Here is a 23,784-nt window from a genome sequence, read left to right as displayed (position 1 = left end):
CTTATGTTAATATCAGTATTAAAATATAATTTTAAAATGTACATGAAGTCTCACAAATATATAATGCCTTTTTTTATTTTTATAATATATATGGTAATGGCTTATTCCATAAGATTACTTGATATTGTAGGCAGCATGGTATCTTCAGCAGCCTTTCTCTTTGCCTTAATGACATGGATTGGTTTTACTTATTGCAGCAATATAGAATTAATTGCGGAAGAAGTTTTAATATTAAAATTAAAGAGCCATACACGCTATTGGGTATCTAAAATTATTTTTATGGGTGTAGTAGGAGTATTTTTTTCTATATTATCTGTTGGACTTCCTATTATTTATAATTTAATTTGTAATGTTTTTAAATATCCTGTTACATTCAGCGATATAGTTGTTTCATTTATTATCCACATGTTTTTATCAATAATAGGAGCATTAATTGGTATGTTATTACAACCAAGAATAATATCAAATAGAAAAATGGCAATACTAGGTGCAATCTTTATTGTATTAATGAGCATAATTAAAGGACCAGTAATTAATGAGGTTCCATATTCAAAATATGTGATGTGGATTTTTCCTCCTATAAATGAAGTTTCAACAGCATATTTAGATCTTATGCATTTTAATATAGCTAATTTAATTATGCCATTAATTATTATGATAATTTATATTTTTATAGAGAGTTTTATATTAATAAAGAGAATGAAAAAAGTATTATTTTAAGATGAGGTGAAAAATATGCTAATAAATACAGAGAGATTAATTATTCGTGATTTTCAACATAAAGATAAAGAAAATTTAATGAAAATCATATGGCAAAAAGATGTAATAAGGTTTATGAAAGACTGGTCTGAAAATAGCACTGTTAAAGGAAGGCTTTCAGGCTATATTGATTGGCTTAAGACACAAAAGGATTCAAAGGATATTTATGAAAATAAAAGATATGCTGTGACATTAAAGGAAACAGATGAGTTAATTGGCATGGTTGGAATGGGATTAGAAGATACACTAAATGAAGTTGAAATGGCATATTTTATAGATGAAGATCATGCTGGAAATGGATATGCAACAGAAGCACTAAGAGCATTGTATGAATGGTGCATAAGCGTATCAGACATTCCATATATGATTCTTACTATCGATTGTGAAAATATCGAGTCATGTAAAGTGGCAGAAAAAGCGCAATTTAAATTGTTTGAGAAAAGAACTCCAATTGGTCACAAACAACCTAATATGGAGAGCGATAGTTACTTCTACTATCGCAAATATCGTTAAAGTTTTGATGATTCTTATTGTAATTAATTATTTTAACTTTGTATAGAAAGATAATTAGAAGGGGTATGAAACAAATATGCAATTCTATAATATTATTGAAAATTTAAAATTAATATATAGAGAAGTTGTATTATTATTGAATAAATATGATTGCTACATAAGGAGCTGTGTTTATATGTAAAAATATCATTAAAGGAGTAAAATTAAAATGGCAGGAAAAGTAGAGGAATACTTAGATAGTCTAGGAATTAAAAATGTTAATAGAGAGAAAGATTATAAACTGAATTTAAGAAAAGAAACTCAAAATTTCATAATTTGTTATACTCAATTTGATAAGAAATGCATAGATAAAGTGTATAATGTCCTTGAAGATAACTATAATAGGATTACTAATAACTTAAATAAGCAGCTTAACGAAAAATTAACTATAGAAATACACCCAGACCATAATGAACTTCATATGGCATTAGGATTTCCAAATGCGCCTGACTGGGTGAGAGGCGGAATTGGGGTGGGTAAAATTGTAATAGCATCACCTTTAAATCCACCACCAGGTTCTGATTTTTATAACGTATTAAATACAGCGGTTCACGAATTTGTACACATGATAGTAAATAAGATAAATGATAATACACCTAGATGGCTAAATGAAGGAATAGCGTGTTATGAAGCAAAAGACAATAATGAAAACTGGATAATAAAAACTGTCAAAAATGGATTAGAAAATAATATTATTCCTACATTTAAAGAACTAGATACAGGAGCGGATTTTGAAACCTTTTTTGCACGTAATGGATATCAATACTCATATACCATAGTAGAATCAATAATTAAACTATTTGGATATGAAAAGTTACGCAATTTAATAAAGCAACCCAATAGTATTGTAGAGATTTTTGGAATGACAGAAGAGGAGCTTCAAGATAAATGGATTGATTATATAAAAGTCAATTACCTGCAAAGTTAGTATAAATAAGAATTTATTTTTAGGAGATACAATGAAAATAAGAGAAGAATATACGTGTCCTTTAGAACTAGTACACGATATGATTAAAGGAAAATGGAAATCTATTATATTATGGCGATTGCGATTAGCCCCTACATCATTGGCTAAATTAGAAAGAGATATTGATGGAATTAATCAAAAAATGCTATTAGAGCAATTAAAAGAATTAATTGATTATGGGTTTGTGGAAAAGAAATCATTTGATGGTTATCCTCTTCGTGTGGAATACTCTTTAACAATAGATATGGGAATGAAGATTATAGATGCCCTAAAAATCATGCAATCTATTGGAATTGATTACTTAAAGGAACATGGTATGGAAAAGACATTGATTGAAAAAAAGGTTATTCCAGAGTAATACCCACAAAAAAGTTAGTAATTTACGTTATAAAAGCTCTTTGCTATAATTTGCCTATAAATAATAGCTTTGGGGGTAATATATGATAGCAACAAGTGCAGGTATTATAAATGGGATTATTCAAGATCAATATGGTAGTCGTGGAGAACATTTTAATGAGAATGGAGTCCCAACTTTTTCTCTTCCATTAAAAATTGCAAATGCTCCAGTAAATACTGCTTCATTTGCAATAGTATTAGAAGATAAAGATGCCTATCCAGTAACAGGAGGTTTTGCTTGGATACATTGGCTTGCAGCCAATATTACAAGGAGTGAATTGAAAGATAATGAGAGCCAGACAGCAGGGGATTTTATACAAGGCACAAATAGCTGGACTAGCTTGCAGGGTAATCAGCAATCAAAAGAACTTTCTTGTTATTATGGTGGTATGACACCACCAGATAAAGCACATGTTTATGAGTTTCATGTTTTTGCTTTAGATAAACTGCTAAATCTAAAAAAAGGATTTTTATTAAATGAATTATATCATGAAATGGATGGACATATTTTGGAGCGATATACTCTAAAGGGAATTTATAAGAATTAGTAAGTATAGAAATATAAGTGATATTGCTTTGCTGAAGTGAATATGCAATTTAGACAAAATATTGGAGGATAAATTAGAAATGACAATATTAGAGAGTGATAGATTGATTTTAAGACCTTGGAAAAATTCTGATTTAGATGATTTACATGAATTTATGTCAAATGAAAAAGTTGCAAATTTAGCAGGCTTTAGTGTGAAGAACAACAAAGAAGAGAGCCTAAAGATTTTGAAGCAATTTATCATAGATTCTTCCGATTCATTATGGGCAGTTGAATTAAAAAATATTAATAAAGTAATTGGATGGATTGAATTACATAAATATTCAGAAGGAATATATATAAATTCAAAAGAAATAGGATGTGTTTTATCACAAAAATATTGGGGGCAAGGTTTAATGCCAGAAGCGCTTAGACAAGTTCTTAGTTATGGATTTAATGAAGAAGAGCTTGATTCTATTGTGTGTTCTCATTTTGTAAACAATAATCAGTCTAAGAGAGCAATTGAAAAGTCTGGATTTAAGTATGCTAAAGCGAATGATAATAAAGTTTATTACTGCTTGAACAAAAGCGATTTTTAATTATACTTTATATTTCCAGAGTCATTAAGTATTAAAAATATATAATATATTGCCACAATATGATAAAATATTAGAGAATTTTGTTACTTGAGGTGATTTGATGGTAAAATGGAAGGCGGATTATGAAGTTGGGGTAAAACTCATTGATGAGCAGCATGAAAAATTATTTGAGATTGCGGATCGTGCTTATAAATTATTAACAAATGATTTTATACTTGATAAGTATGATAGAATTACTGAAATACTTGGGGAATTAAAAGAGTATACTATATTTCATTTTAAATCTGAAGAGGAATATATGTTGAGTGTAGGATATAAAAAATTCTTATCACATAAAGTAATACATGAAGATTTTATAAAATCTATTGATAATATTGATTTACACGAAATAGATTTAAATCAAGATGAGTCAGTAAAGAAGATATTAGAATTTGTTGTAGATTGGATAGATAAGCATATTTTAAATGAAGATAAGTTTATAGTAGAGAATTAATAAGAATATTTTAGCTGTTAAGCTAGTGTTCAGAAAACTATATTATAATAAATCTTGTAAAAAAGTTTTCATTAGTATACCTTAGTTAATTTTGCAGCCACTAGTTGGCTGTATTTTTTATTCTTCAGAAATTTATGATAAAGTAAAATATATAGAAAATTTATAGAAAAGCATATTCAAGTAGGTTCTATGTAGAAAAAGAATAAAAAAGAAAATATATTCGCCTGCCAAATTTTTCTCACATGCGTTCGAAAAGGCAGATGCGTAAAAAATCTACACCTATGAAAAGAGTGCGAAGCACAATACGGAACTTAACTAAAATCGCATGCGATTTTTTGTCGTAATTTTTGTTACGAAAAAGTAAAAGTAATTATATAAATTTACGAATATAGCCATATAGATAATTTGAAATAAAATTTATGGGGTGGTTTATATGGAAATAAAATTAAATGAGATTGAAATGTTAACAATATTACAAGCATTAGAAGTTCTACATGATCAAGCTACAGAATATAAAGACCTTATATATGAGGATAATAAAGATTTTCTAGTGGATATAAATAAAACTAGAATGGTACATAATAAGTTATTAGTTCAAGCTAAAAATGAAGGGATAATTAAGAAAAAAGTCAGCTTGATTTAAAAGAAGAGATGAAGGCAGGTTAAACAGAGGTGTTTAATCTGCCTTTCATTATATTAATTAAAATAAAAGTACTTTAGGATAAATAATTTCTATTTATAGTGAGATATATCTCCGTATAATAGTATTTTTGGCACTCCATTTTCTACGTGTATTTTTGAAAGGCTAGCTGATTCTATATCTGGATTTTCACAAATATCACAAATATTTTGACTCATGAAATGTGACATAATAACTTTTAAGGTAATTCTATGTGTAACAATAACAATACTTTTGCCTTGATTTAAATTAATAATTTCTTCAATTGAGGGTATGACCCTAGCTTTCAATTCTTCATAAGATTCTCCTTCATCAGTTGGAACATATACAGAAGGGTTATTCCAAAAATTTTCCCAAGTTTCGGGATATTTATTAATAATATCTGTTTGATTCATGCCCTCCCATTTTCCCATATGGATTTCTTTCAATTCTTTCCTTGCGTTTATAGGAATGTTTCGATTATGTTGGATGATTTTAGCCGTATCATAAGCGCGTTTACTTTCACTAGAGTATATTAAATCAACTTTTTCATTAATAAGTCTATCACGCAATTTTTTAGCTTGAGATATGCCAAATTCAGTTAAAGGGGAATCTTTATGGCCTTGCATTCGTTTTTCTAGATTCCATTTTGTTTGTCCATGTCTAATTAAATATAAAATAGTCTGTCCCATAGTTCACTCCTAAATATTTTATTATAAAAAATGCCGGCGATAATTTATAAAAAGAGTATATCAAAACAAAATCTATATGTATAATATATGTTATTATTATATTCATAAATAAAATATATGAATGGAGAAAATATGAATTTACATGGATTAAGATTGTTTTATATAGTAGCTAAAGTAGGAAGTGTAACAGTTGCAGCAGAGCAATTAAAAATCAGTCAACCAGCAATTACAGCACAAATTAAAAAGTTTGAAAGAGAAAATGATATTACATTATTCTTACCACAGGGCAGAGGCATTTGTTTAAGTGAAATAGGTGAACAATTGGTAAAAGAAGCAGATGCAGTTTTTAAAATAGAAAATAGAATGGAATCATTAATAGATAATTATAAAAAAGGCAAAAATGGTACATTAAAAATAGCAGGAAATTATCTTTCAACAAATTTTCTAATACCAATGTGGGCGGCTAAATTGAAGAAAGAGAATAAAGATATAAATGTTGAGATTAATACATTAAATACTGAAGAAGCCATTGACCATCTTATCTCATATAAAGTAGATGTTGCAGTTTTAGGGAGTGGAGCAATGAAATATATAGATAGAATTGATACCATTAAAATAATGGATGATGATTTATGGTTTGTAGCTTCACCAAATCATAAATATGCAAACAAAAAGGTTAGTATAAATGATATTATGTTAGAACCATTTATAATGCGGGAAAAAGGAAGTTATGCTAGAGTACTTTTGGAATCACTTTGCCACATTAGCAGCATTAAAGTTCCTGACATAGCTCTTGAATTTAATGGGCTACATGAAACTCTTATGGCATCTACGTCTGGATATGGTGTGAGTTTTTGTTCATCAATTGCTGCTAAAGAATTTATTGATATGGGAAAGTTAACTAGAATTTATGTAGATAATGTTGATCTAAAAAATGAAATTGTTATTTGTACACGTAAGAATGAAAAGATATCTAATTTAACTGAGAAGTTTATTTCTGCCATTAATAATTAAATGCTTAATAAAAATTAAACTATATTTAAAGTTGAGATTATATATATGTTGCAATTCACGATGCACATTTCACAATTAAGGCTAAAATTCTTGCAATATTTTTAGAATCATTATGAAGGATTATTTTGTCAATATATATTATAAATTTAATGTATTATTGCTGTGGTATAAGTATCCTAATATTAATTAATATAAGTAAACTTCCCACTAAATGCCTAGTATAAATATTTTTACTGAAATATAAAATAAGATGTATTTAATTATGAGATTTAAATCTACAAATAAATATATTAAATTTATATGTTATTCAGATAAAGAATTATACGGAGGATAAAAATGAAAAGATTCAATGTTATATTACATAATATAATTATTACATTTATGATAACAATTATTATGTTATCTTGTACTAGAGAAATAGCTAATGCGAGCCAAATTTTCAGTAAAGACAGACCAATCAATGTTGCAGTATTATTATATAGCTTTGATGATATTTATATATCATTAATACGTCAAAACTTAGAAGAAATTCAAAAGGAGAATGAAGGAAAAATAAAATTTACTTTTTATGATGGCAAAAATGATCAATCAGTACAAAATTCAAGAATAGATGAATTAATTAAAAAAAGAGGTGTTGATCTATTCTTGGTAAATTTAGTTACAACACATAGCACACAAGAAGTTGTTGAGAAGGTTAAAAGAGTAAATATTCCGATAATTTTATTTAGCAGAGAGCCTGCTGCTATTGACTCCATAAAATCCTATAATAAGTGCTGTTATGTTGGAACTAGGGTAGAAGAAGCTGGATTATTGCAAGGAGGAATTATTTCTAATCTATGGAATGAGAAAAAATCATTTATAGATAAAAATAAAGATAATGTACTGCAATATATTATGTTAATGGGGCAGGAAAATAATTTAGATTCAGTTAAAGAAACCGAGTATTCTATTCTAAAAGTTAATAATTCTAAAATAAAAACTCAAGAACTTGCAGTAAGAGCCTGTAATTGGAATGAAGATGAGGCTAAAGAAGTTATTAAAGCATTATTTTTACAATATGGGAATAGGATTGAAGCAATATTTGCGAATAATGATCCTATGGCTATAGGCGCTATTAAAGCATTACAAGAATATGGTTATAATAAAGGAGAAAACACGCCAACAATACCGGTAGTTGGAATTGAGGCAATACCAGAAGCCAGAGAATTAATTGATACTGGCATGATGACTGGTTCCGTATTTCAAGACCCATCAGAGGTTGCTAAAGTTCTTTACAATGTTGGAATGAACTATGTTTATAACAGAAATCCATTATATGGTACAAATTACGAATTTGATGAAACAGGAATCTCAGTCCGTCTTCCTTATCAGGAATATTTGGGTAAGTAATAATGATACGTATTATGCAAAACATGTATGAGTTTAAGGTAAATCAGTTATAATAATCGTGGATAAATTAAACATATTAAAAATTATTAAAGGTAGATTGGGTAGGAATACTTAATCTATTTTTTGTTTTTAATAATTGGAGAAAAGCAGTAGATAAAAAACTACTGCTATATATTATATTTAAACTAACTGCAGAAAGTAGTGAAGGTACCATGATCAGATTGCAAATTAAATATGAGAAATATTCTCTATATTATATACTATATAAAATTATGAGAAAATAGTTACTTTAGATAGAAATAAAAATAAAAAGATTTAATTTAATATTGAATAAGATAATTATTATATTATTAGAAATATTTGAATAAGCAATGATAATGTCGTTATAATAATTATTTCGTGGTGATTAAATAGTAGCATGTTTATTAGCTATGTTATAATTGATTTAATATGGAATATGATTATGCAGCAAATTCATGAGTAAATCATAGTATTTCAAAAAGGGTTATAATGGGAGAAGAATTTTGTAATGTATAATCGTGCTTTGTGTTCTATTCATGCTTGTAATAAAAGAGAACTTGATAAGAGACCTAAAAATTGTCCGAGTCTTGATAAAAAAATAGAAGAAATTAATGAAGTCTACAAAGAAAAAGATAATCTTTATATAACTGTAATTTAATATAATTGCTTAGATAGAGGTGGATAATGAAAACAGTAGTAATCTATAAATCTAAAACAGGCTTTACAAAAAAATATGCGAAGTGGATTGCAGAAGAGCTATCAGCAGATGAAAAAGGAATGCTTGCTATTTATGATAAACCAATAGATTTTACAGATAAGAAGAATATAGGGAAAATAATAGCTTATGTTAATTCGTGAGAGTAAATAAATATAAGTAACTGTAGATTTATGATTCAAGTAAAAGTATTAAATTTAGGAGATTAGTATGGATGTAATAAGAGCAATAGAAGAGCGTAGAAGTATACGAAAGTTTAAAGATAATGGAGTACCAAAAGAAATAATAGAAAAGATCTTAGAATTAGCAACTAAAGCACCGTCAGGAAAGAATCGTCAACCATGGAAGTTTGTTGTTGCACAGGATAGCACAAAAGATGAGATGGTAAGAATTATGGAGAATTCACTACATCAGAATAAAAAAGAGAATAAATCTACTGGCAGCTTGAAATTAAGTATGAATTCAATTAATGAAGCATCGGCAGTAATATTAGTATTTAACACTTTTTCTAATTTTGAAGAAGATTATAACCATCATAGATTACTTACTGATACTCAATCAATTGGGGCTGCAATACAAACACTACTTTTAGCAGCACAGGATTTTAAATTAGGAACTCTTTGGATTTGCGACATATTTTATTGTGACAGAGAAATATGCTCATGGTTAAATTGCAAAGATGAACTTGTAGCAGCAGTAGCAATTGGATATCCAGATCAATCACCATATCCAAGGCCACGAAAGCCATTAGAAGAGGTTGTAAGATGGATATAAATTTTGTGGGGCTAAGTAATAAGTGATTCTACGGTTATCTAAAAAATAATAAGTTAATATTTACAAATATGTTACAATTAGCTTATAAGGTTTCTATTGAATTATAATTAGTTTCTATAATGTTTTCATTTACCTTTTTAGGGGAGAAGAGTATTGGTGAAAATATATTGGCGGCTATCGGAATAAGGTTTCCAGTTATGGTTATTTCAATGATTCTATTTATTATTTCAGCTTTTATAGGTCATAAATACATAGAAAATTATGGAGCAAAGGTTGGAAGAAACATATTGGAGGTAGAAAATGATTAAATACGAAATTCCTGAGAATTTAAAAGCACGTGAAAATATAATAAAAAGAACTTTTAGGTATAGTAACGAGATAACTTTCAAATGTGAAGAAACAAAACCATGGGATAGTAAACTAGGAGGATGTCCTTATCTTAAAAATATTGAAGAGTACCCATTAGATGAAGATGGAGAACCTATGATATTTTTAGCACAGCTAAATCTATCAGAAATTAAAAATTTGAATGATCTACCAGAGAAAGGACTATTGCAGTTTTTTATTGTAAATGATGATATGTTTGGCTTAGAAAGCCCTATTGTCGTAAGGTATATAGAAAAATATGAAGAAGATGAAACGCAATTAATAAAGGAAAATCCTTATGAAAATAGTGAAGAATATAAAGAAGGCCTTCCTTTTTTAAATAATGGAAAAATGCATTTTGAAATAAGAGAGATGCCTATGTCTTCTTCGTTAGAGCTGTTTGAAACGACTTATAAGAATGAACTTTCAGAAGAAGAGTATGAGAAGCTGAGTGACGATTGCTATAGCTGTGACAGCAGAGTTGGAGGTTATCCATATTTTGTACAAAATGATTACCTAGGTTTTAGTGATGAGGATTTTCTTTTATTGCAGTTGGATATAGATGATGAGTGTGGAATTATGTTTGGAGATTCTGGAAATTGTGTTTTTTCTATTCCTAAGAATGCTTTGAAGGACAAGGATTTTTCGAAAGTAGTATATGATTGGCAATGCTGCTAGGTTATGAAAGATATATAAATAATGTTTTTACAAACTAGCTAATGATATAAGCAGCAGCAACAATATCTATAATATTCCATATAAATTTCACAGAGAATGTATATTATTTAGTTGTATTTTAAAATTTAAACAGAAATGTATTTTTCCACAGCAGGGAAGGGTATTCACTCTAAAAAATAGTGATGGTTATGAATTTAATAATGTACTATGTCCTGATGGAACAGATAATTTTCTTTCGTTAGAAGGAGACAAGACTACGAATATTCAGCTTGCCAATACAGATACTTCTAACGCAAAACAAGCCGCTATCTTAGGCAATGGAGTTAATGGGGATGCTGTCAAAATTGAATAGCATTATTCATTGACTTACAACAAATTTTTATATATAATTTATTTAAAAAATAAATTAGAGCTTATACTTTCATCACCGGATGATTGTATTATAAGGCATACAAAAGCCAGCCGTAGGTACGGTGTGTTTTCACACTATAAGGTTAGCTTTTGGATGCCTTTTGTTTTGAAGGGGAGGTCATAAAATGATAATTAAAGAGTATAACTATTTACCAGAAGAGGCTAAAAAAATAAGAGTAGAAGTGTTTGTAAAAGAGCAGGGCTTTGTTGAAGAGTTTGATGAAATTGATGGAATTGCTAAGCACATTGTTATGTATGACGGCGAACAGCCAATTTCAACCTGTAGAATCTATTTTAATAGTAAGAAAGAGTCATTTATCATAGGAAGAGTTGCTGTTGTAAAGGAATGGCGAGGGAAAAATATTGGGGCAAAAATCCTTAATGCTGCAGAAGATAGCATTGCTCGGGAAGGTGGAAAAAACGTAATGTTATCAGGACAGGCACGAGTTGCAGAATTTTATGAAAAACAAGGGTATGAAAAGCAGGGAGAACCTTATTTAGAGGAAGATTGTCTACATATATTGATGAGAAAGAATTTAGGTTAATATATGTACATGAAATAATCGCAATAAAAGGTGAAATAAACGAAAAGTAAGACGATTATACGATTCATACTAGAAGGTTATTGGGGAATGTAATCTTGCAATAATATACTATATGCTATTTAAGTTCAGATGTATAATTCATGAGAATACTTTGAAAGGGGCTTGATTCATGAATATTACATCTTTTCTTATTTACTGTATTATTGTTACAGTTACGCCTGGACCTACGAATATTGTAATATTGTCTACGGTAAATAATTGGGGGACAAAGAAGGCAATGGAGTATACATATGGAGCAACTATTGCGTTTGGTTTATTACTTATTATTTCAGCTATTTTAAATACTGCACTTATGGCGGTTTTGCCAAAAATTCTATGCATCATGCAGATAATCGGAAGTCTTTATATTCTCTATCTTGCTTATCAAATATGCAAGATGGATACATCAAAATCAACTGCAAAAGAAACGGCAACTTTTTTATCAGGGTTTCTTATGCAGTTTGTGAATCCAAAGGTCGTATTATTTACAATGACAGTAATTCCGAGTTTTGTTATGCCATACTATACTAAACTATCTACTTTAATGGTATTTGTTGCATATATAACAATTATTGGATTTGGTGCATTTATTACATGGGTACTTTTTGGTACAATCTTTAAGACATTTTTGCAGAAACATCAAAAAATTGTTAATATAATTATGGCATTATTTTTAGTTTATTCTGCAATAATAGTATCTGGTGTAGGTGAGCTGATTAAGGGGTGATTTATATGGATAAATTTATATATAAAAAATCAGCAGGTATTACCGCACTATCAGCAAGTTTTGCTGACTTTAAATATAAGAAGCACTGTCATAAAGAATATGCAATAGGTGTAACTTTGAGAGGCATTCAGCAGTATAACTTAGATGGTAGCTTGCAGTTATCTTATCAAAATGGTGTTATGCTTTTTAATCCTGAGCAGCCACATGACGGAATGGCACATGATGAGACAGGTCTTGATTATATTATGTTATATATTGAGCCAAAATTATTTTTAGAGAGTATTGAAAAAAAGGATATAGTCTGTTTTTCTTCTCCTATTATTTATAATTACAGACTTGAGCAGCAAATATTAAATCTTTCTAATGCAATATTAAGTGGAAAAGATGATGCATTGTGTAGTGAATTTTTTTTATCTTTTGCAGATAGTTTTGCACAAACGGATCTTTGTATAAGTTACAAGAAAGAAAATGATTTAATTAAAAAAGCAAAGAATATGATTTATTATAACTTAGAGAATGTATTAAGGCTTGATGATATTTGTAGAGAGTTTAATATGTCAAAATTTCAGTTTATTAGATTATTTAAAGCTAATACTGGAATTTCGCCATATCAATATTTTCTTAACTGCAAAGTAGAAATGGCAAAAAAGTTAATAGAGAAAAATAGAGATGTTTATTCAGCGATAGCAGAATGTGATTTTGTTGATTTAACACATTTAAATAAGTATTTTAAAAGCATATATGGAATAACAGCATTTGAATATTTATCGTATTTATAAATTAAGGTGATTTTTTAGAATGATTTTTGCTAAACATGAAAAATGCCCCAATAAAGGGGCATTTTTATGTATGTGATAATTAATATTTTATCGTGCCCTAATATATCTTAAATAATACATAATATAAACATCACATATTTAGAATTAAATAGATCAAAAATGGAGTTTTGATTTGATTATGAAGACATTCTAGTTTGTGGATATTTCATAAAATTATTCATAGAAAAATAATAAAAGCCCCTAAAATAAGGGGCTAAAAAGTGAATGGATTAAAACAAAAAAGTAACTATGAATGAAGGGTAACCAAGAGAACAAAAAATAACACTCAAGAGGTTTCCTTTAATTATATGAAGGATAAGTTTAAATAATTCTAGATAGTAATAAATAATTCTTTAAATAAAAAAGACCCCAATAATGGAGTCAAAATGGATTTCGTAAATAATAACATAATGAGAAGCAATCATAGTATATGCGAGTTAAAAATAATTATTCATATGGGGGGAACATTAGGCCATATATTTAATAGAATCTACTTTTTACATATTGGTTTTTCCCACCATCCAAATGCGACTACTACCTTATCAATTGCTAAATTTGATGATTTTATAATTAGAGTATAGTTTCCACCTGGAGCTTCTATAAACTTTCCATCTTCCTCACCTACTAATGTTGTATTAGGAGGTACTATTCTTTCATATACATTAACTCCATCTTTAGGAACAATTCTAGTAGATTCAATAAATCTAATATCTACCTTGTTTTTGGGCATTGGCTTTAACGCAGTGTTGGTTGGAGAGGTCTTACGGGATACACAAGCTTTTTCAGGAAAACTAGTATTTAACCATATTTGGGCAGTTAAATAGTCATTAGATAAATTTGAAATAGTAAATACATTTGCATATAAATTGACATCTGAATTACGTGGATTTACCAAACCAGCCCAGGCATTTGAACCATTACCCACCCATAAAGTTTCTGTCTGGCCTACAAAGTATCTTCCTCTCATTGATTTATATAAAGAAATAGGAATGCTAACTACTTCTTGTAATTTAGCACTTTTATTATCTAGTATATAATTACTATTATTTTCTAACATAAATTACATCTCCTACGGATTAATTTTTATAAATATTACTATAGAGTTTCTTTATATATATAATATTCCGTAAATGCATAAAATGCTCATGTTATTAATAAAAGTAAGCTATAGCGCCGTAGATATAGTATATATTTTATAATTACTTTACCTGCGGCAATATTTAGTTCTATATTCAGAGGGAGAACAATTCCTGTACTTTTTAAATACTTTTCCAAAGTAACTTATGCCATTAAAACCTACATCGAGAGAAATATTAGAAATGGAATCCTTATTTTTTAGAAGTAGCTCTGCTGCTTTTGAAACTCTATATTCCATTAAGTATTCAAAAGGAGTTACTTTCAAAATTCTTTTAAAGCTTCGACAGCACTCACTTTTGCTGATATTTGCAGTTCTTGCGATACTATCTAGATCAATATTATCTGCATAATTCTTTTGAATATATTGCATTGCCATTTTCACACGTTCATCATCATTTGATGCTGAAGGTACAGTTCTTTTAATATCTTCCTTTATTTCTTTAATTAAGTTTAACCAAACAATACTTAAATAATTTTTCATTTCCAACTCATATCCATATGATTTTTCATGAGATAATATAAAAACTTGTTCCAGATGCGATAAGATTCTTTTTTGCCAAGGAACGTCAGGTTTTAAAGAGATAAATTTCAAATTATTACTCTCAATAATTGGAGATAGGTACTTTTTTTCAATAAGGGATTCTTCACTTCCTCCAATTAAAGTTGAATCAAAATCAATGGAAAACATCATACAATCGATATTTTCATATGGTTTAATTTGATGAAGTACATTTGAATTTATCATAATTCCTTCACCTGGAGATAATATTATTTCTTCATCTTCAATAAAAACTACTACTTTATCATAAAGTGAATATGAAAATTGTACTTCCTTATGCCAATGCCATCTTATATATCCATCTTCAAACAGATTAAATTTGTCAGTATAAATTGCTAGTGGAAAATCATGAGAACCATGTTTTACTGTTTCTTGCAAATTATCATTTACTTCTATTCTTGTTGCTTGCATATTTATCATCTCGCTAATATAGTTTTAATTTCTGACAATATATTAATTGTTTAATGCCATAAATAATAATAAAATTATTACATATTTGTTATATTAAATCAATATAATTGCAATTAGCTAAAATATATATTGCAAATGATTATATATGTCCAATTCATAATTCAAATTTCACAATTACGGCTAAAATTATTGTAATATTTTTAGAATTATGATGAAGAATTATTTTTGCAATATATATAAGTTAATTAAGAATAAATACAAAAAGGAGGAAGTATAGTGAACTTTCAGCCAAGGATAAAAGGAATAATCCTGGTAATCATAGGAGCCATGTTATGGGGAATATCAGGTACTGCTGCTCAATACTTATTTCAGAAAAAGGGATTTAGTCCAGAGTGGCTTGTTGTAATACGTTTATTATCATCGGGAATAATTTTATTATTATATACTTTTATGAAAGGTGAGCAAAATATATGGAAAGTATGGAAAAGTAAGAATGATGCTTTGAGTCTTATATTTTTTAGTATATTAGGCATGCTAGGTGTACAATATACATATTTTGCAGCCATTAAATATGGGAATGCAGCGACAGCAACAATACTTCAATATTCATCACCAGTAATAATTACTTGTTATTTAGCCATTTGTAATAAAAAAATTCCAAAGCTTAAAGAAATTATTGCTATTGGACTAGCAATGCTAGGGACATTTTTTATAATTACAAAGGGGAATATTCATAGTATATCTATTTCAAGGTTGGCATTGTTTTGGGGAATTGCATCAGCATTTGCAGCAGCCTTTTATACTTTACAACCTCGCTTACTTCTTAGAAAATGGGGATCCATACTAGTAGTTGGGTGGGGGATGTTAATAGGAGGAATAGCCTTCAGCTTTATTGAGCAGCCATGGAATTGCACTGGAATTTGGTCTACTAATTCAATATTAGCTATTATATTTGTAGTATTATTTGGAACTTTAATTGCTTTTACTTGCTTCTTAGAAAGTTTAAATTATATAAAGCCGACAGAGTCAAGTATATTATCATCAGCTGAACCTTTATCGGCTGCTATATTATCTGTATTATGGTTACATGAGGAGCTTGGAATAGCACAATGGATTGGAACGGCATGTATTATAACTACAATTATAATTTTGTCTCGTATAAAGCAATAGAAAGTTGTTTTAATATAGAATGAAAATTAGTTAAATATATCAGCATATTAATACAAAATGCTTAAGTAGATTAATAGATAGCTGGATGACAATGAGTCAGCAGGTATTGATAAATTCATAAATATACTCATTAAGAGAATTCTAATTTACCCGCAGTAACTATTATAATTATATCCCCATAATTTAGAGGCTTTAGAGTATATTTACGAGAATTAGGTTCAAAACGAATTAATTCCTGTATTAATTGAGTACTATCAACTATAAGAAGTATAGCTCTACCAGAAGAATTATTTTCAACATTATAATCAACGCCTGCTGATAGGCATGAGTCTTTTAAGGTATACAGCCCTTGAGTTAAAGTTTTACTAGCAGCAAAAGCATTTACTGTATTTGTGCTAAGTAATAAGAATAAAAAAATAGAAAATGTAACAATAAATTTTTTCATTATACTCACCACCTTTCATAATTTATAGTATTTGAAAGCGGTGAAAATATATTCAAAATATATTATAGCAAGTTAAGAAAAATAAATTATTACAAAATTCTAATAACTGATTTAGAAAATTATAGCTTGTCATACAAATGACATATTCATCCTGTATTATAAATTTATAAGATAGTTAATCATTATTTACCCCTTATTAAATAAATGATAACAAGTATTTAGAATGATCTATTACACCCTAGTAGATTATTCTTTTTTTTCGCATTCATTTACTATGTAATTATAGTAGTGAGCTATAGCCATGTCCACTATAGTACTTACATAGGTATTTAAGTCAGGATGCCTGCTCTTTAATTCATTAACTTTTCTAACAGTAGAAGATCTAAGCATATAAGTTCGTTTAGTATCTAGGAATTCACCATCAATAGGTGGAGCCATGCCATTTGCTAATGAAACTTTTCTATTATCTGCAAGAATATTAGAATTAGATGCTTTAACATTTTGGGTAGATGCTGCTTCATCATCAAATGAAAAAGATGAAATGCACTTGCCAGAAATGACTGGTTCAGGTGTAAAACCAATTATTTCTTCATTCTCATCTGGAGCAAAATCATTTTTTGGTAGTTCATTTTGTTTTCTTTTACTCATAAGTGTTCTCCTTTACTAAATATCATAATAAATTTTTTGTACATTCTTTCTATAAATGATAAAAGAAATGCATGCTTCTAAATATAAAAGATCAAATGAAAGAATTCTGTTAATCAAATGAAAAATTTGAGCTCTAACTTTTTGCAGGATAACTTTTTTGAAGAGATCTTTTGAAATTTCATTTATCTCACTTAGGATATATGCAGAAATAGAGAATATTCTAATATTCTTCACAATATTTATTCTGAAGAATAAATATTCTAAAGAATATTACCATATACGAATATATATTCTTCAGAATATGCTTGAAAAATGCGGCTTAAGAAGAGGTTAGTATTTAAATTAACAACTTCTAGTGGAGTATAATATATGGTTGGATTTTTTAGAAGGTAATAAAAAATATTTAAGGCAATAACAAACTAATATGAAAATAAATTTGGGAGGGGAGTAAATTAAAAAAGTATTAGTTGAACCATTTAGAATTTAGTTAGATAGTGATACTGTAATTAGATACAGTTTATCAGGATAATATTCTATAACTATAAATATATATAGCACATATGTTAACATTTTTATTTTATGGTTTGATTTAATAAGACATGTAATAAAAAATAAGAGGCTAATAAATAATTGAGAGTGAATTCTAATTTAATATTAAAACTTGGTTAAATAAAATAATTAAGTTTTAATATTAGATTATTTATTAAGCAGTTTGATTACTAAAATTTCAAATATAAACTTATTATTGAAAAGCATTATACTCAACGAGATAGAAATTTAAATATATTTATAAATTTATATTAATTTAGCGAAGAAAAAAGTCAAGGCGTGTGATACTACTAAGTGATAGGTTTACAAATACGGTGAATTTGCGGAAAAAAATACAATATTCAGCACTTTATTTGAAAAAAATAAATTTTTATGTTGACAACCTATAATCATGTAACATATAATAAACAAGCAGATTAGTTGCGGGTATCGTATATCGGTAATACTCCAGCCTTCCAAGCTGGAAAGGTGGGTTCGATTCCCACTACCCGCTCCAAAAAAAATTAAAGAGTTTGCAACATAATAAATAATATGCGTTTTTAGCTCAGCTGGATAGAGCAACGCCCTTCTAAGGCGTGGGCCAGGGGTTCGAATCCCTTAAAACGCACCATATAATGGTGAACGTAGTTCAGTTGGTAGAGCGCCAGTTTGTGGCACTGGTTGTCGTGGGTTCGAGTCCCATCGTTCACCCCATGTAAAAATATTAGTAGGCTGCAAGGCAATTGATTTAGCTTAATTATTTGTAAAAGCATTCTATTATAATTATTATTCTGGTTCACTAGCTCAGTCGGTAGAGCACATGACTTTTAATCATGGTGTCCCGGGTTCGATTCCCGGGTGAGCCACCAAATTGTTTAACCTAAGGTAGAAAAGGTATAGTTAAATATACTTTGATGCTTTAGGTTTTTTATTATTTAGTAAAAATTATATCAAGTCAAATTTACAGATGACTTTGTAGGCAGAGGAAATATATAGCCCAAGAATTAGCTTTTTTGTATTATTTAAGTTTATGCTATCTCTTGTAAAGGTTAAGAAAAATGATAACTTAGAATTAAAATGAGAAAATTTGAAATTCATGACAGCATATATAATAAAAATAACAGCTCTAAGGTAAATGTTAACCTTAGAGCTGTTAGATTTTAATAATATACTGGAATATTATTAAATATTTTTCTCAAAATAGTTTTCTTTTTTAAAATGGCTGTAGAGTAGCACATATCTTTAAAATAAGCATATTCCTTAACAGTATGATTTTTGTAGAATACAAAATTTATAAGTTCAATTTCTTCTTCACTTAGATTTTTAAGAGCTAAATTTAAATCTTCATAATCACAGATTTCACATAATGAAGCTTCGATAGATATTTCTTGTGAAGGAATATCTTCTTCAAAGTTATCATGAAAACTTAAAGCATCATTACTATCAGTAGAACTTCTAAAATTCATTTTCCTAATTAAATCATTTACATTATTCTTTATTGCGTTAGTAGCATAAGCAACGAACCTATGCTTTTCCAAATTGTACATGGAAACAGATTTAAAAAGTGATTTATAACATTCCTGCTGAATATCATAAATGCTATATCCATCAACAAAAGTTTTCTTTGAAATATTATAGATTAAAGGCTTAAACTCATCAGTTAATTTTTCTTTTGCTGCTTCATCATTATTTTTACATCTTCTCACCAGATTTTCAATATAATTAAAATTCATATGAACCTCCTTCCTCACTTAATGGCTACAAAATAAATTGATTAATTTACATATGTTGTGTTCATTGTTAAGTTAATTTCTACATGTAGATATACGGCCGAGAATGTACATTTTACATAAAAATAGAAAATAAATTATATTAATTTATTGTAGATTAGGTTGAAGTAAGATTTTTATTAGAAATAACAGTCTTTTATGTGTGATTTATTCATCTAAATACAATAATGCATTTATGGAAAGTTTTGTAATACGATTAATTACGTGGATGACTAAGAAATGTTAGTAAGATAAGTTTTCTTATCTTTTGCAAGAATAAATAGTAGTGAGAATTGGTTGATTAATAGATAAGAATGGGAACAATAAGAGATTTAATGTGCTTAGAAGTATTTACATATATGATGTAGAAAAAATGTGTTTGGATACAATATGAAATTTAGTATAAAAAGAACTGTGGTAAAAAATAAATACAAAAATTATTTGGAAATAGGATTTTTGAATAAATTAAATTTGAAAAGTGTAAGAAAATAGTGGGAAATATTCATAAGAAATCTAGGCAAAAGGATAAAAAATGCGGCATAATAATAGTAATAGGCTATTTACTATATAGATATAGCCTATTACTATATTTTTTAGAAAAATGTAAAAACAGTATTATTAAAATGGACATTATGTCTGTAATGGGAAGCTTTTGCTAAGTTTTTTTGAGCATTTAAAAGCAATCTAGTTTTTTACCGAAAAAGTAAGGCGTAAGCAAATTGTATACACTAATATAAAATATATTGATTTAGCAAAGGACAATGATTTTATATGGAGTGGTTTGAGCAGGTATGCTCTTAGTTGCAGGCCCATAGACAACAATTAGGTTTCTACTCCCTGGATATCTATTAAAGACCTGATCGTTTGTTAGAATTATCTCAGTAGATTCGGCTATGTTGAGCTTTAAATTTCCATCGCTACTTATAAGTAGATAGTCAAAATAATCTACAGTAACATTTTGATTTTCTGTGTTTTTTGCCATAACAATTGCAGGATATTGCGGAGGATAAATAAGAAGAGCAGGTGCGTTTGCGTCAAAGAATCCAGTGACCTCGTCTCCAGCCACTACCATTTCATGATCCACAAAATAAGTTCCTGGAGATATCACAAAATTTACTGGTCCTCTTTCGATGCTTTCGAGTGACATTAATTTATAGCAACCTGCTGATTCATCATCTTGGGTTGGATAAAAATCTTCAATCATTGTAATGGTACCACTAATGGCCGTAAAACTTTGTATTGTATTTCTCCAATTTGCATTGAAAGAGAGGTGAGCTACTTGATTCATGTAGTAAGGACAACAAGGAAATTGTTTATTATACATGTATTGTATTCTCCTTTATTTTGATGTAGTTATAAGTCTCATTATAATAGTATATTAGCTACGTTGAGAAGTGTTACTTAGTGTCAAGTAGATATATATACGAAGAGTAAACTTAGTCTGTTAATTTTAAAAGATATTTATCAAAAGCTTTTTAATCTAAGTATTACTTTTGCAAAGATACTAAAATAGTCATTTAATTGATCACAATAACATTGGTAAAAAAACGAGCTGGCTTCTTTTTTATTACTACTGAAACCCACATATGAATAGGAAATGTTTTTGGTATTTTAAAATATATATTATGTATGGAGTATATCATCAAATAAGCTTTGAAAGTAGTAAACCTATGTAGAGGTATATAAGCTAATAAATTATAGAAAATGAGGTGTTAATCGATGATAAGTAATGAAGATATGAGAATTAGTAAATTTATAAGCCTTATACTCAGGCATAAACCAGAAGAAATTGGATTAACTTTAGATGAATACGGATATATTGATACTTCTGATTTAATTAAGGGATTAAATAAAAAAGGATATAAGGTAACAATTTCAGATATTGAAAGAATTGTTGTAGAAGATGGTAAACAAAGATATTCATTTAATAATGATAAAACTAGAATTAAAGCGAACCAAGGTCATTCAATAAAAGTTAATCTTAAATTGCAAGCTGTTAAGCCACCTAAAGTATTATATCATGGAACTGCAAGCAGGTTTATAGATAGCATATGCAAAGAAGGTATTAAAAAACAGAATAGACAATACGTTCACTTATCAGCTGATATAGAAACAGCCACAACAAAAGTAGGTAAAAGACATGGAGAATTAGTTATATTTAAAATTAATAGTGAGCAGATGAATAAAGATGGATATAAATTCTTCCTATCTGAAAACAAAGTGTGGTTAACTGATTATGTTCCAGTAAAATATTTTGATATTTTTAGAACTAATTAGAGCCCAGAATATAAAGGTGAATCGGTATATTTTGAAAATTATAATATCTAGAAGGGGAGTTTTTTGGAGATTAATAAAATTTTTTAGGCCAATTTTAATATTAGAAAGTTTAATTTATATCTAACTTCATTGAATATAATAACTTAATATAATTTGCAATTTAAGGTATTCTGAAGTTTTTTTGAATCCATATAATTCTATAAATAACCAAGAGTAGTCGCCAAAAATAAAAAATAATAACTAAAGCCAAAGAAAATTTAAATTTAATTGATTTTTATGTTTACAAAATGGAAGAAAAACTTCTTTAAGTATATGTAAGGCAAATGAGTTAGCTAACCTCAAAGGCTTAATTAAAATTATTTTTATATTTTAGGAGGAAAAAATTATGGGTTATTTAGGAATTAACATGTCAGGATCAAGTATACCAGTATATTCTACAAATATTGAGGATAACACAAGAATAGGAAGTTTGGGATACAAAGAACGATTTGCAGTTACAAGCAGTGGACCAATTGCAATAGTTATAAAGTTTGTAAATTCTTCAGGGAGCTGGGTTGATGGTAGATTAGATCCAGATGCTGATATTAGTGATTGGTGTGAATATTTATTTAGATCAAGCGCAATACCAGCTGGATATTTCCGCACTGATAGTACAGTAAGAATGTATGATTCATCAGGAAGTTTTCAAGCATCATATCCGGCAGGAACAGTAGTAGTACCATATACTGAAAGCAGATCACAAAATGGTACAAGTCACCCATATTATCTTAGAATCAGAGCATTATATGATAGAAATGGAAATCAAATTTCTGATGATACTTATGGTATGTTCATAGATTGCAGGATAAGATATAATTCTGGCAATACTCCTGTTTATGGAAATTGGAATTAACAAGATATTTTATTAATTTAGAATAGAGGACTGTAGTAGATTTGTTATTATGCAAATCTTACTACAGTCCTTCTTTATTGTTCTGTTATTTCTTTCATATAATCTATTCCAACGATAGTATTATTCTTGGAATTTGGGGTGAAACCAGAATTATGAGATTCGTCATAATCATATGCAAGACCTAATACAAAATTACCTTGATTAGAGGAGTAAACTATATGAGTTTTTCCAGTGGAATTATCATATTTATTTCTTATTTCTTTTATATCATTAGGCAACACGCTTTTAGCAAGCCTTATTGCATCTTCATAAGTTACTTTTGTTGGATTTACTTCACATGCATAGGTATAGTCAGATAATATATCTTTGTATTTTTTATTATCTACATTAGGTATTCCAGCTTCACTGCCAACAAAGCTATTTTCAGTTTCATAGTAAGTAAGAGAAGAATCAGTTTTATCATAATTCAGTTTAGATTTATCCACTTCTTTATATCTTTTATCTCTTTCAGTATTATCTCTTTCTTCGTTTTCTTCAAAAATTGACTGATCTTTTGGAGAGTTCCCGCGAGTTTCATAATTATCATTTTTATTTGTATCTTTATTTAATTCTTCAGTTTTATTTTCAACTGTAGTTTGGTTTTTATCAGAATTTTCATTTTTACCTATTGAGTTGCAGCCAATAGCTGTAAAAGATACTATAATTAATGTTGCAAGTGTTATGTAATTAAGTCTTTTCAATATATGTCCTCCTTATATAGCTTTAAAAAATAGTAATAAGAGATTCAAATATTAATGGTCAAGCATTTA

Annotated in this window: 28 protein-coding genes, 4 tRNA genes and 1 pseudogene; 25 read left to right on the top strand and 8 right to left on the bottom strand. The window is 28.3% G+C overall.

The genetic code is table 11. From position 1 onward, the window contains the following. Nucleotides 1–3 precede the first annotated feature (3 nt). From F3K33_RS17415 to F3K33_RS17380, 8 genes are all read left to right on the top strand, one after another. Nucleotides 4–720 (top strand): hypothetical protein, encoded by a 717-nt coding sequence (locus tag F3K33_RS17415; RefSeq protein WP_039769179.1) that lies wholly within the window; start codon nucleotides 4–6, stop codon nucleotides 718–720. Nucleotides 721–735: 15 nt separating this feature from the next. Beyond that, nucleotides 736–1,272 carry a GNAT family N-acetyltransferase gene (locus F3K33_RS17410; protein WP_039769180.1) on the top strand — a complete coding sequence of 179 codons (537 nt, stop codon included), beginning with the start codon at nucleotides 736–738 and terminating at the stop codon, nucleotides 1,270–1,272. Between the two features lie 208 nt (nucleotides 1,273–1,480). Next, on the top strand, nucleotides 1,481–2,239 hold the full coding sequence (locus F3K33_RS17405; protein ID WP_039769181.1) for a peptidase MA family metallohydrolase: 759 nt from the start codon (nucleotides 1,481–1,483) through the stop codon (nucleotides 2,237–2,239). Nucleotides 2,240–2,270: 31 nt separating this feature from the next. Next, nucleotides 2,271–2,636: a winged helix-turn-helix transcriptional regulator gene (locus F3K33_RS17400; protein ID WP_023974446.1), complete on the top strand. Its 366-nt coding sequence runs from the start codon at nucleotides 2,271–2,273 to the stop codon at nucleotides 2,634–2,636. An 82-nt stretch (nucleotides 2,637–2,718) separates the two neighbouring features. Then, nucleotides 2,719–3,222, top strand: a complete 504-nt coding sequence (locus F3K33_RS17395) for a YbhB/YbcL family Raf kinase inhibitor-like protein (protein WP_039769184.1) — start codon at nucleotides 2,719–2,721, stop codon at nucleotides 3,220–3,222. A 79-nt stretch (nucleotides 3,223–3,301) separates the two neighbouring features. Then, nucleotides 3,302–3,799, top strand: coding sequence for a GNAT family N-acetyltransferase (locus tag F3K33_RS17390; protein ID WP_039769186.1), 498 nt, complete (start codon nucleotides 3,302–3,304; stop codon nucleotides 3,797–3,799). 100 nt (nucleotides 3,800–3,899) lie between these two features. Beyond that, nucleotides 3,900–4,292, top strand: a complete 393-nt coding sequence (locus F3K33_RS17385; protein ID WP_039769188.1) for a bacteriohemerythrin — start codon at nucleotides 3,900–3,902, stop codon at nucleotides 4,290–4,292. Between the two features lie 433 nt (nucleotides 4,293–4,725). Further along, the gene (locus tag F3K33_RS17380; RefSeq protein WP_017210934.1) at nucleotides 4,726–4,935 is read left to right on the top strand and encodes a hypothetical protein; all 210 of its coding nucleotides are present in this window, start codon (nucleotides 4,726–4,728) and stop codon (nucleotides 4,933–4,935) included. 89 nt (nucleotides 4,936–5,024) lie between these two features. On the opposite strand, the gene F3K33_RS17375 is transcribed toward F3K33_RS17380, so the two are convergent. Continuing rightward, nucleotides 5,025–5,642 carry a histidine phosphatase family protein gene (locus F3K33_RS17375; RefSeq protein ID WP_039769190.1) on the bottom strand — a complete coding sequence of 206 codons (618 nt, stop codon included), beginning with the start codon at nucleotides 5,640–5,642 and terminating at the stop codon, nucleotides 5,025–5,027. 132 nt (nucleotides 5,643–5,774) lie between these two features. On the opposite strand from F3K33_RS17375, the gene F3K33_RS17370 reads away from it, so the two are divergent. The 10 genes and pseudogenes from F3K33_RS17370 (at nucleotide 5,775) to F3K33_RS17330 (ending at nucleotide 13,100) form a co-directional block, all read left to right on the top strand. Beyond that, nucleotides 5,775–6,656 carry a LysR family transcriptional regulator gene (locus tag F3K33_RS17370; RefSeq protein WP_039769192.1) on the top strand — a complete coding sequence of 294 codons (882 nt, stop codon included), beginning with the start codon at nucleotides 5,775–5,777 and terminating at the stop codon, nucleotides 6,654–6,656. Between the two features lie 336 nt (nucleotides 6,657–6,992). Beyond that, nucleotides 6,993–8,045 carry a galactose ABC transporter substrate-binding protein gene (locus tag F3K33_RS17365; protein ID WP_039769194.1) on the top strand — a complete coding sequence of 351 codons (1,053 nt, stop codon included), beginning with the start codon at nucleotides 6,993–6,995 and terminating at the stop codon, nucleotides 8,043–8,045. Between the two features lie 529 nt (nucleotides 8,046–8,574). Further along, a complete protein-coding gene (locus tag F3K33_RS17360; RefSeq protein ID WP_023974440.1) occupies nucleotides 8,575–8,724 on the top strand; it encodes a hypothetical protein in 150 nt (49 codons plus the stop codon). Between the two features lie 26 nt (nucleotides 8,725–8,750). Then, nucleotides 8,751–8,861, top strand: a pseudogene (locus F3K33_RS27160) (flavodoxin domain-containing protein); the annotation flags it as partial. A 130-nt stretch (nucleotides 8,862–8,991) separates the two neighbouring features. Then, nucleotides 8,992–9,555: a nitroreductase family protein gene (locus F3K33_RS17355; RefSeq protein WP_023974438.1), complete on the top strand. Its 564-nt coding sequence runs from the start codon at nucleotides 8,992–8,994 to the stop codon at nucleotides 9,553–9,555. Between the two features lie 119 nt (nucleotides 9,556–9,674). Beyond that, the gene (locus F3K33_RS17350; protein WP_242986122.1) at nucleotides 9,675–9,863 is read left to right on the top strand and encodes a hypothetical protein; all 189 of its coding nucleotides are present in this window, start codon (nucleotides 9,675–9,677) and stop codon (nucleotides 9,861–9,863) included. Then, complete coding sequence (locus F3K33_RS17345) at nucleotides 9,856–10,599, top strand: YwqG family protein (protein WP_023974437.1); 744 nt, start codon at nucleotides 9,856–9,858, stop codon at nucleotides 10,597–10,599. The genes F3K33_RS17350 and F3K33_RS17345 overlap by 8 nt, the downstream gene beginning before the upstream one ends. Before the next feature lie 536 nt (nucleotides 10,600–11,135). Beyond that, on the top strand, nucleotides 11,136–11,555 hold the full coding sequence (locus F3K33_RS17340) for a GNAT family N-acetyltransferase (protein ID WP_039769196.1): 420 nt from the start codon (nucleotides 11,136–11,138) through the stop codon (nucleotides 11,553–11,555). 169 nt (nucleotides 11,556–11,724) lie between these two features. Next, on the top strand, nucleotides 11,725–12,321 hold the full coding sequence (locus F3K33_RS17335; protein ID WP_017210944.1) for a LysE family translocator: 597 nt from the start codon (nucleotides 11,725–11,727) through the stop codon (nucleotides 12,319–12,321). 5 nt (nucleotides 12,322–12,326) lie between these two features. Further along, nucleotides 12,327–13,100 (top strand): AraC family transcriptional regulator, encoded by a 774-nt coding sequence (locus F3K33_RS17330; protein ID WP_039769198.1) that lies wholly within the window; start codon nucleotides 12,327–12,329, stop codon nucleotides 13,098–13,100. A gap of 529 nt (nucleotides 13,101–13,629) precedes the next feature. Here the strand turns inward: F3K33_RS17330 and F3K33_RS17325 are convergent. Together F3K33_RS17325 and F3K33_RS17320 are read right to left on the bottom strand one after the other, a co-directional pair. Then, nucleotides 13,630–14,196, bottom strand: a complete 567-nt coding sequence (locus F3K33_RS17325) for a DUF6143 family protein (protein WP_039769200.1) — start codon at nucleotides 14,194–14,196, stop codon at nucleotides 13,630–13,632. Nucleotides 14,197–14,343: 147 nt separating this feature from the next. After that, nucleotides 14,344–15,246 (bottom strand): AraC family transcriptional regulator, encoded by a 903-nt coding sequence (locus tag F3K33_RS17320; RefSeq protein WP_039769204.1) that lies wholly within the window; start codon nucleotides 15,244–15,246, stop codon nucleotides 14,344–14,346. Nucleotides 15,247–15,522: 276 nt separating this feature from the next. Between F3K33_RS17320 and F3K33_RS17315 the strand changes: the two genes are divergently transcribed. Continuing rightward, on the top strand, nucleotides 15,523–16,416 hold the full coding sequence (locus F3K33_RS17315; protein ID WP_039769207.1) for a DMT family transporter: 894 nt from the start codon (nucleotides 15,523–15,525) through the stop codon (nucleotides 16,414–16,416). Between the two features lie 130 nt (nucleotides 16,417–16,546). On the opposite strand, the gene F3K33_RS17310 is transcribed toward F3K33_RS17315, so the two are convergent. Together F3K33_RS17310 and F3K33_RS17305 are read right to left on the bottom strand one after the other, a co-directional pair. After that, entirely contained in the window at nucleotides 16,547–16,861 is a 315-nt protein-coding gene (locus tag F3K33_RS17310; RefSeq protein ID WP_039769209.1) for a hypothetical protein, read from the bottom strand. A gap of 246 nt (nucleotides 16,862–17,107) precedes the next feature. Then, nucleotides 17,108–17,509 (bottom strand): hypothetical protein, encoded by a 402-nt coding sequence (locus F3K33_RS17305; protein WP_039769211.1) that lies wholly within the window; start codon nucleotides 17,507–17,509, stop codon nucleotides 17,108–17,110. 971 nt (nucleotides 17,510–18,480) lie between these two features. On the opposite strand from F3K33_RS17305, the gene F3K33_RS17300 reads away from it, so the two are divergent. From F3K33_RS17300 to F3K33_RS17285, 4 genes are all read left to right on the top strand, one after another. Further along, nucleotides 18,481–18,554, top strand: a tRNA-Gly gene (locus F3K33_RS17300). A gap of 37 nt (nucleotides 18,555–18,591) precedes the next feature. Continuing rightward, nucleotides 18,592–18,668 (top strand) — tRNA-Arg (locus F3K33_RS17295). A 7-nt stretch (nucleotides 18,669–18,675) separates the two neighbouring features. Continuing rightward, nucleotides 18,676–18,751: transfer RNA gene (locus F3K33_RS17290), tRNA-His, on the top strand. A gap of 79 nt (nucleotides 18,752–18,830) precedes the next feature. Continuing rightward, nucleotides 18,831–18,906, top strand: a tRNA-Lys gene (locus F3K33_RS17285). Between the two features lie 291 nt (nucleotides 18,907–19,197). On the opposite strand, the gene F3K33_RS17280 is transcribed toward F3K33_RS17285, so the two are convergent. Further along, nucleotides 19,198–19,770: a sigma-70 family RNA polymerase sigma factor gene (locus tag F3K33_RS17280; RefSeq protein WP_039769213.1), complete on the bottom strand. Its 573-nt coding sequence runs from the start codon at nucleotides 19,768–19,770 to the stop codon at nucleotides 19,198–19,200. A gap of 784 nt (nucleotides 19,771–20,554) precedes the next feature. Continuing rightward, complete coding sequence (locus F3K33_RS17275) at nucleotides 20,555–21,130, bottom strand: hypothetical protein (RefSeq protein WP_039769216.1); 576 nt, start codon at nucleotides 21,128–21,130, stop codon at nucleotides 20,555–20,557. Between the two features lie 395 nt (nucleotides 21,131–21,525). Here F3K33_RS17275 and F3K33_RS17270 point away from each other — a divergent pair, with 395 nt between their 5' ends. Next, a complete protein-coding gene (locus F3K33_RS17270) occupies nucleotides 21,526–22,083 on the top strand; it encodes an RNA 2'-phosphotransferase (protein WP_039769218.1) in 558 nt (185 codons plus the stop codon). Between the two features lie 385 nt (nucleotides 22,084–22,468). Then, entirely contained in the window at nucleotides 22,469–22,975 is a 507-nt protein-coding gene (locus F3K33_RS17265) for a hypothetical protein (protein WP_039769221.1), read from the top strand. Between the two features lie 74 nt (nucleotides 22,976–23,049). On the opposite strand, the gene F3K33_RS17260 is transcribed toward F3K33_RS17265, so the two are convergent. Then, nucleotides 23,050–23,715 carry a hypothetical protein gene (locus tag F3K33_RS17260; RefSeq protein WP_039769223.1) on the bottom strand — a complete coding sequence of 222 codons (666 nt, stop codon included), beginning with the start codon at nucleotides 23,713–23,715 and terminating at the stop codon, nucleotides 23,050–23,052. Between the last annotated feature and the right edge of the window lie 69 nt (nucleotides 23,716–23,784).

Source organism: Clostridium beijerinckii, assembly GCF_008705175.1.
Taxonomy (GTDB): domain Bacteria; phylum Bacillota; class Clostridia; order Clostridiales; family Clostridiaceae; genus Clostridium; species Clostridium beijerinckii.
This window is presented reverse-complemented; position numbering and strand designations above follow the sequence as displayed.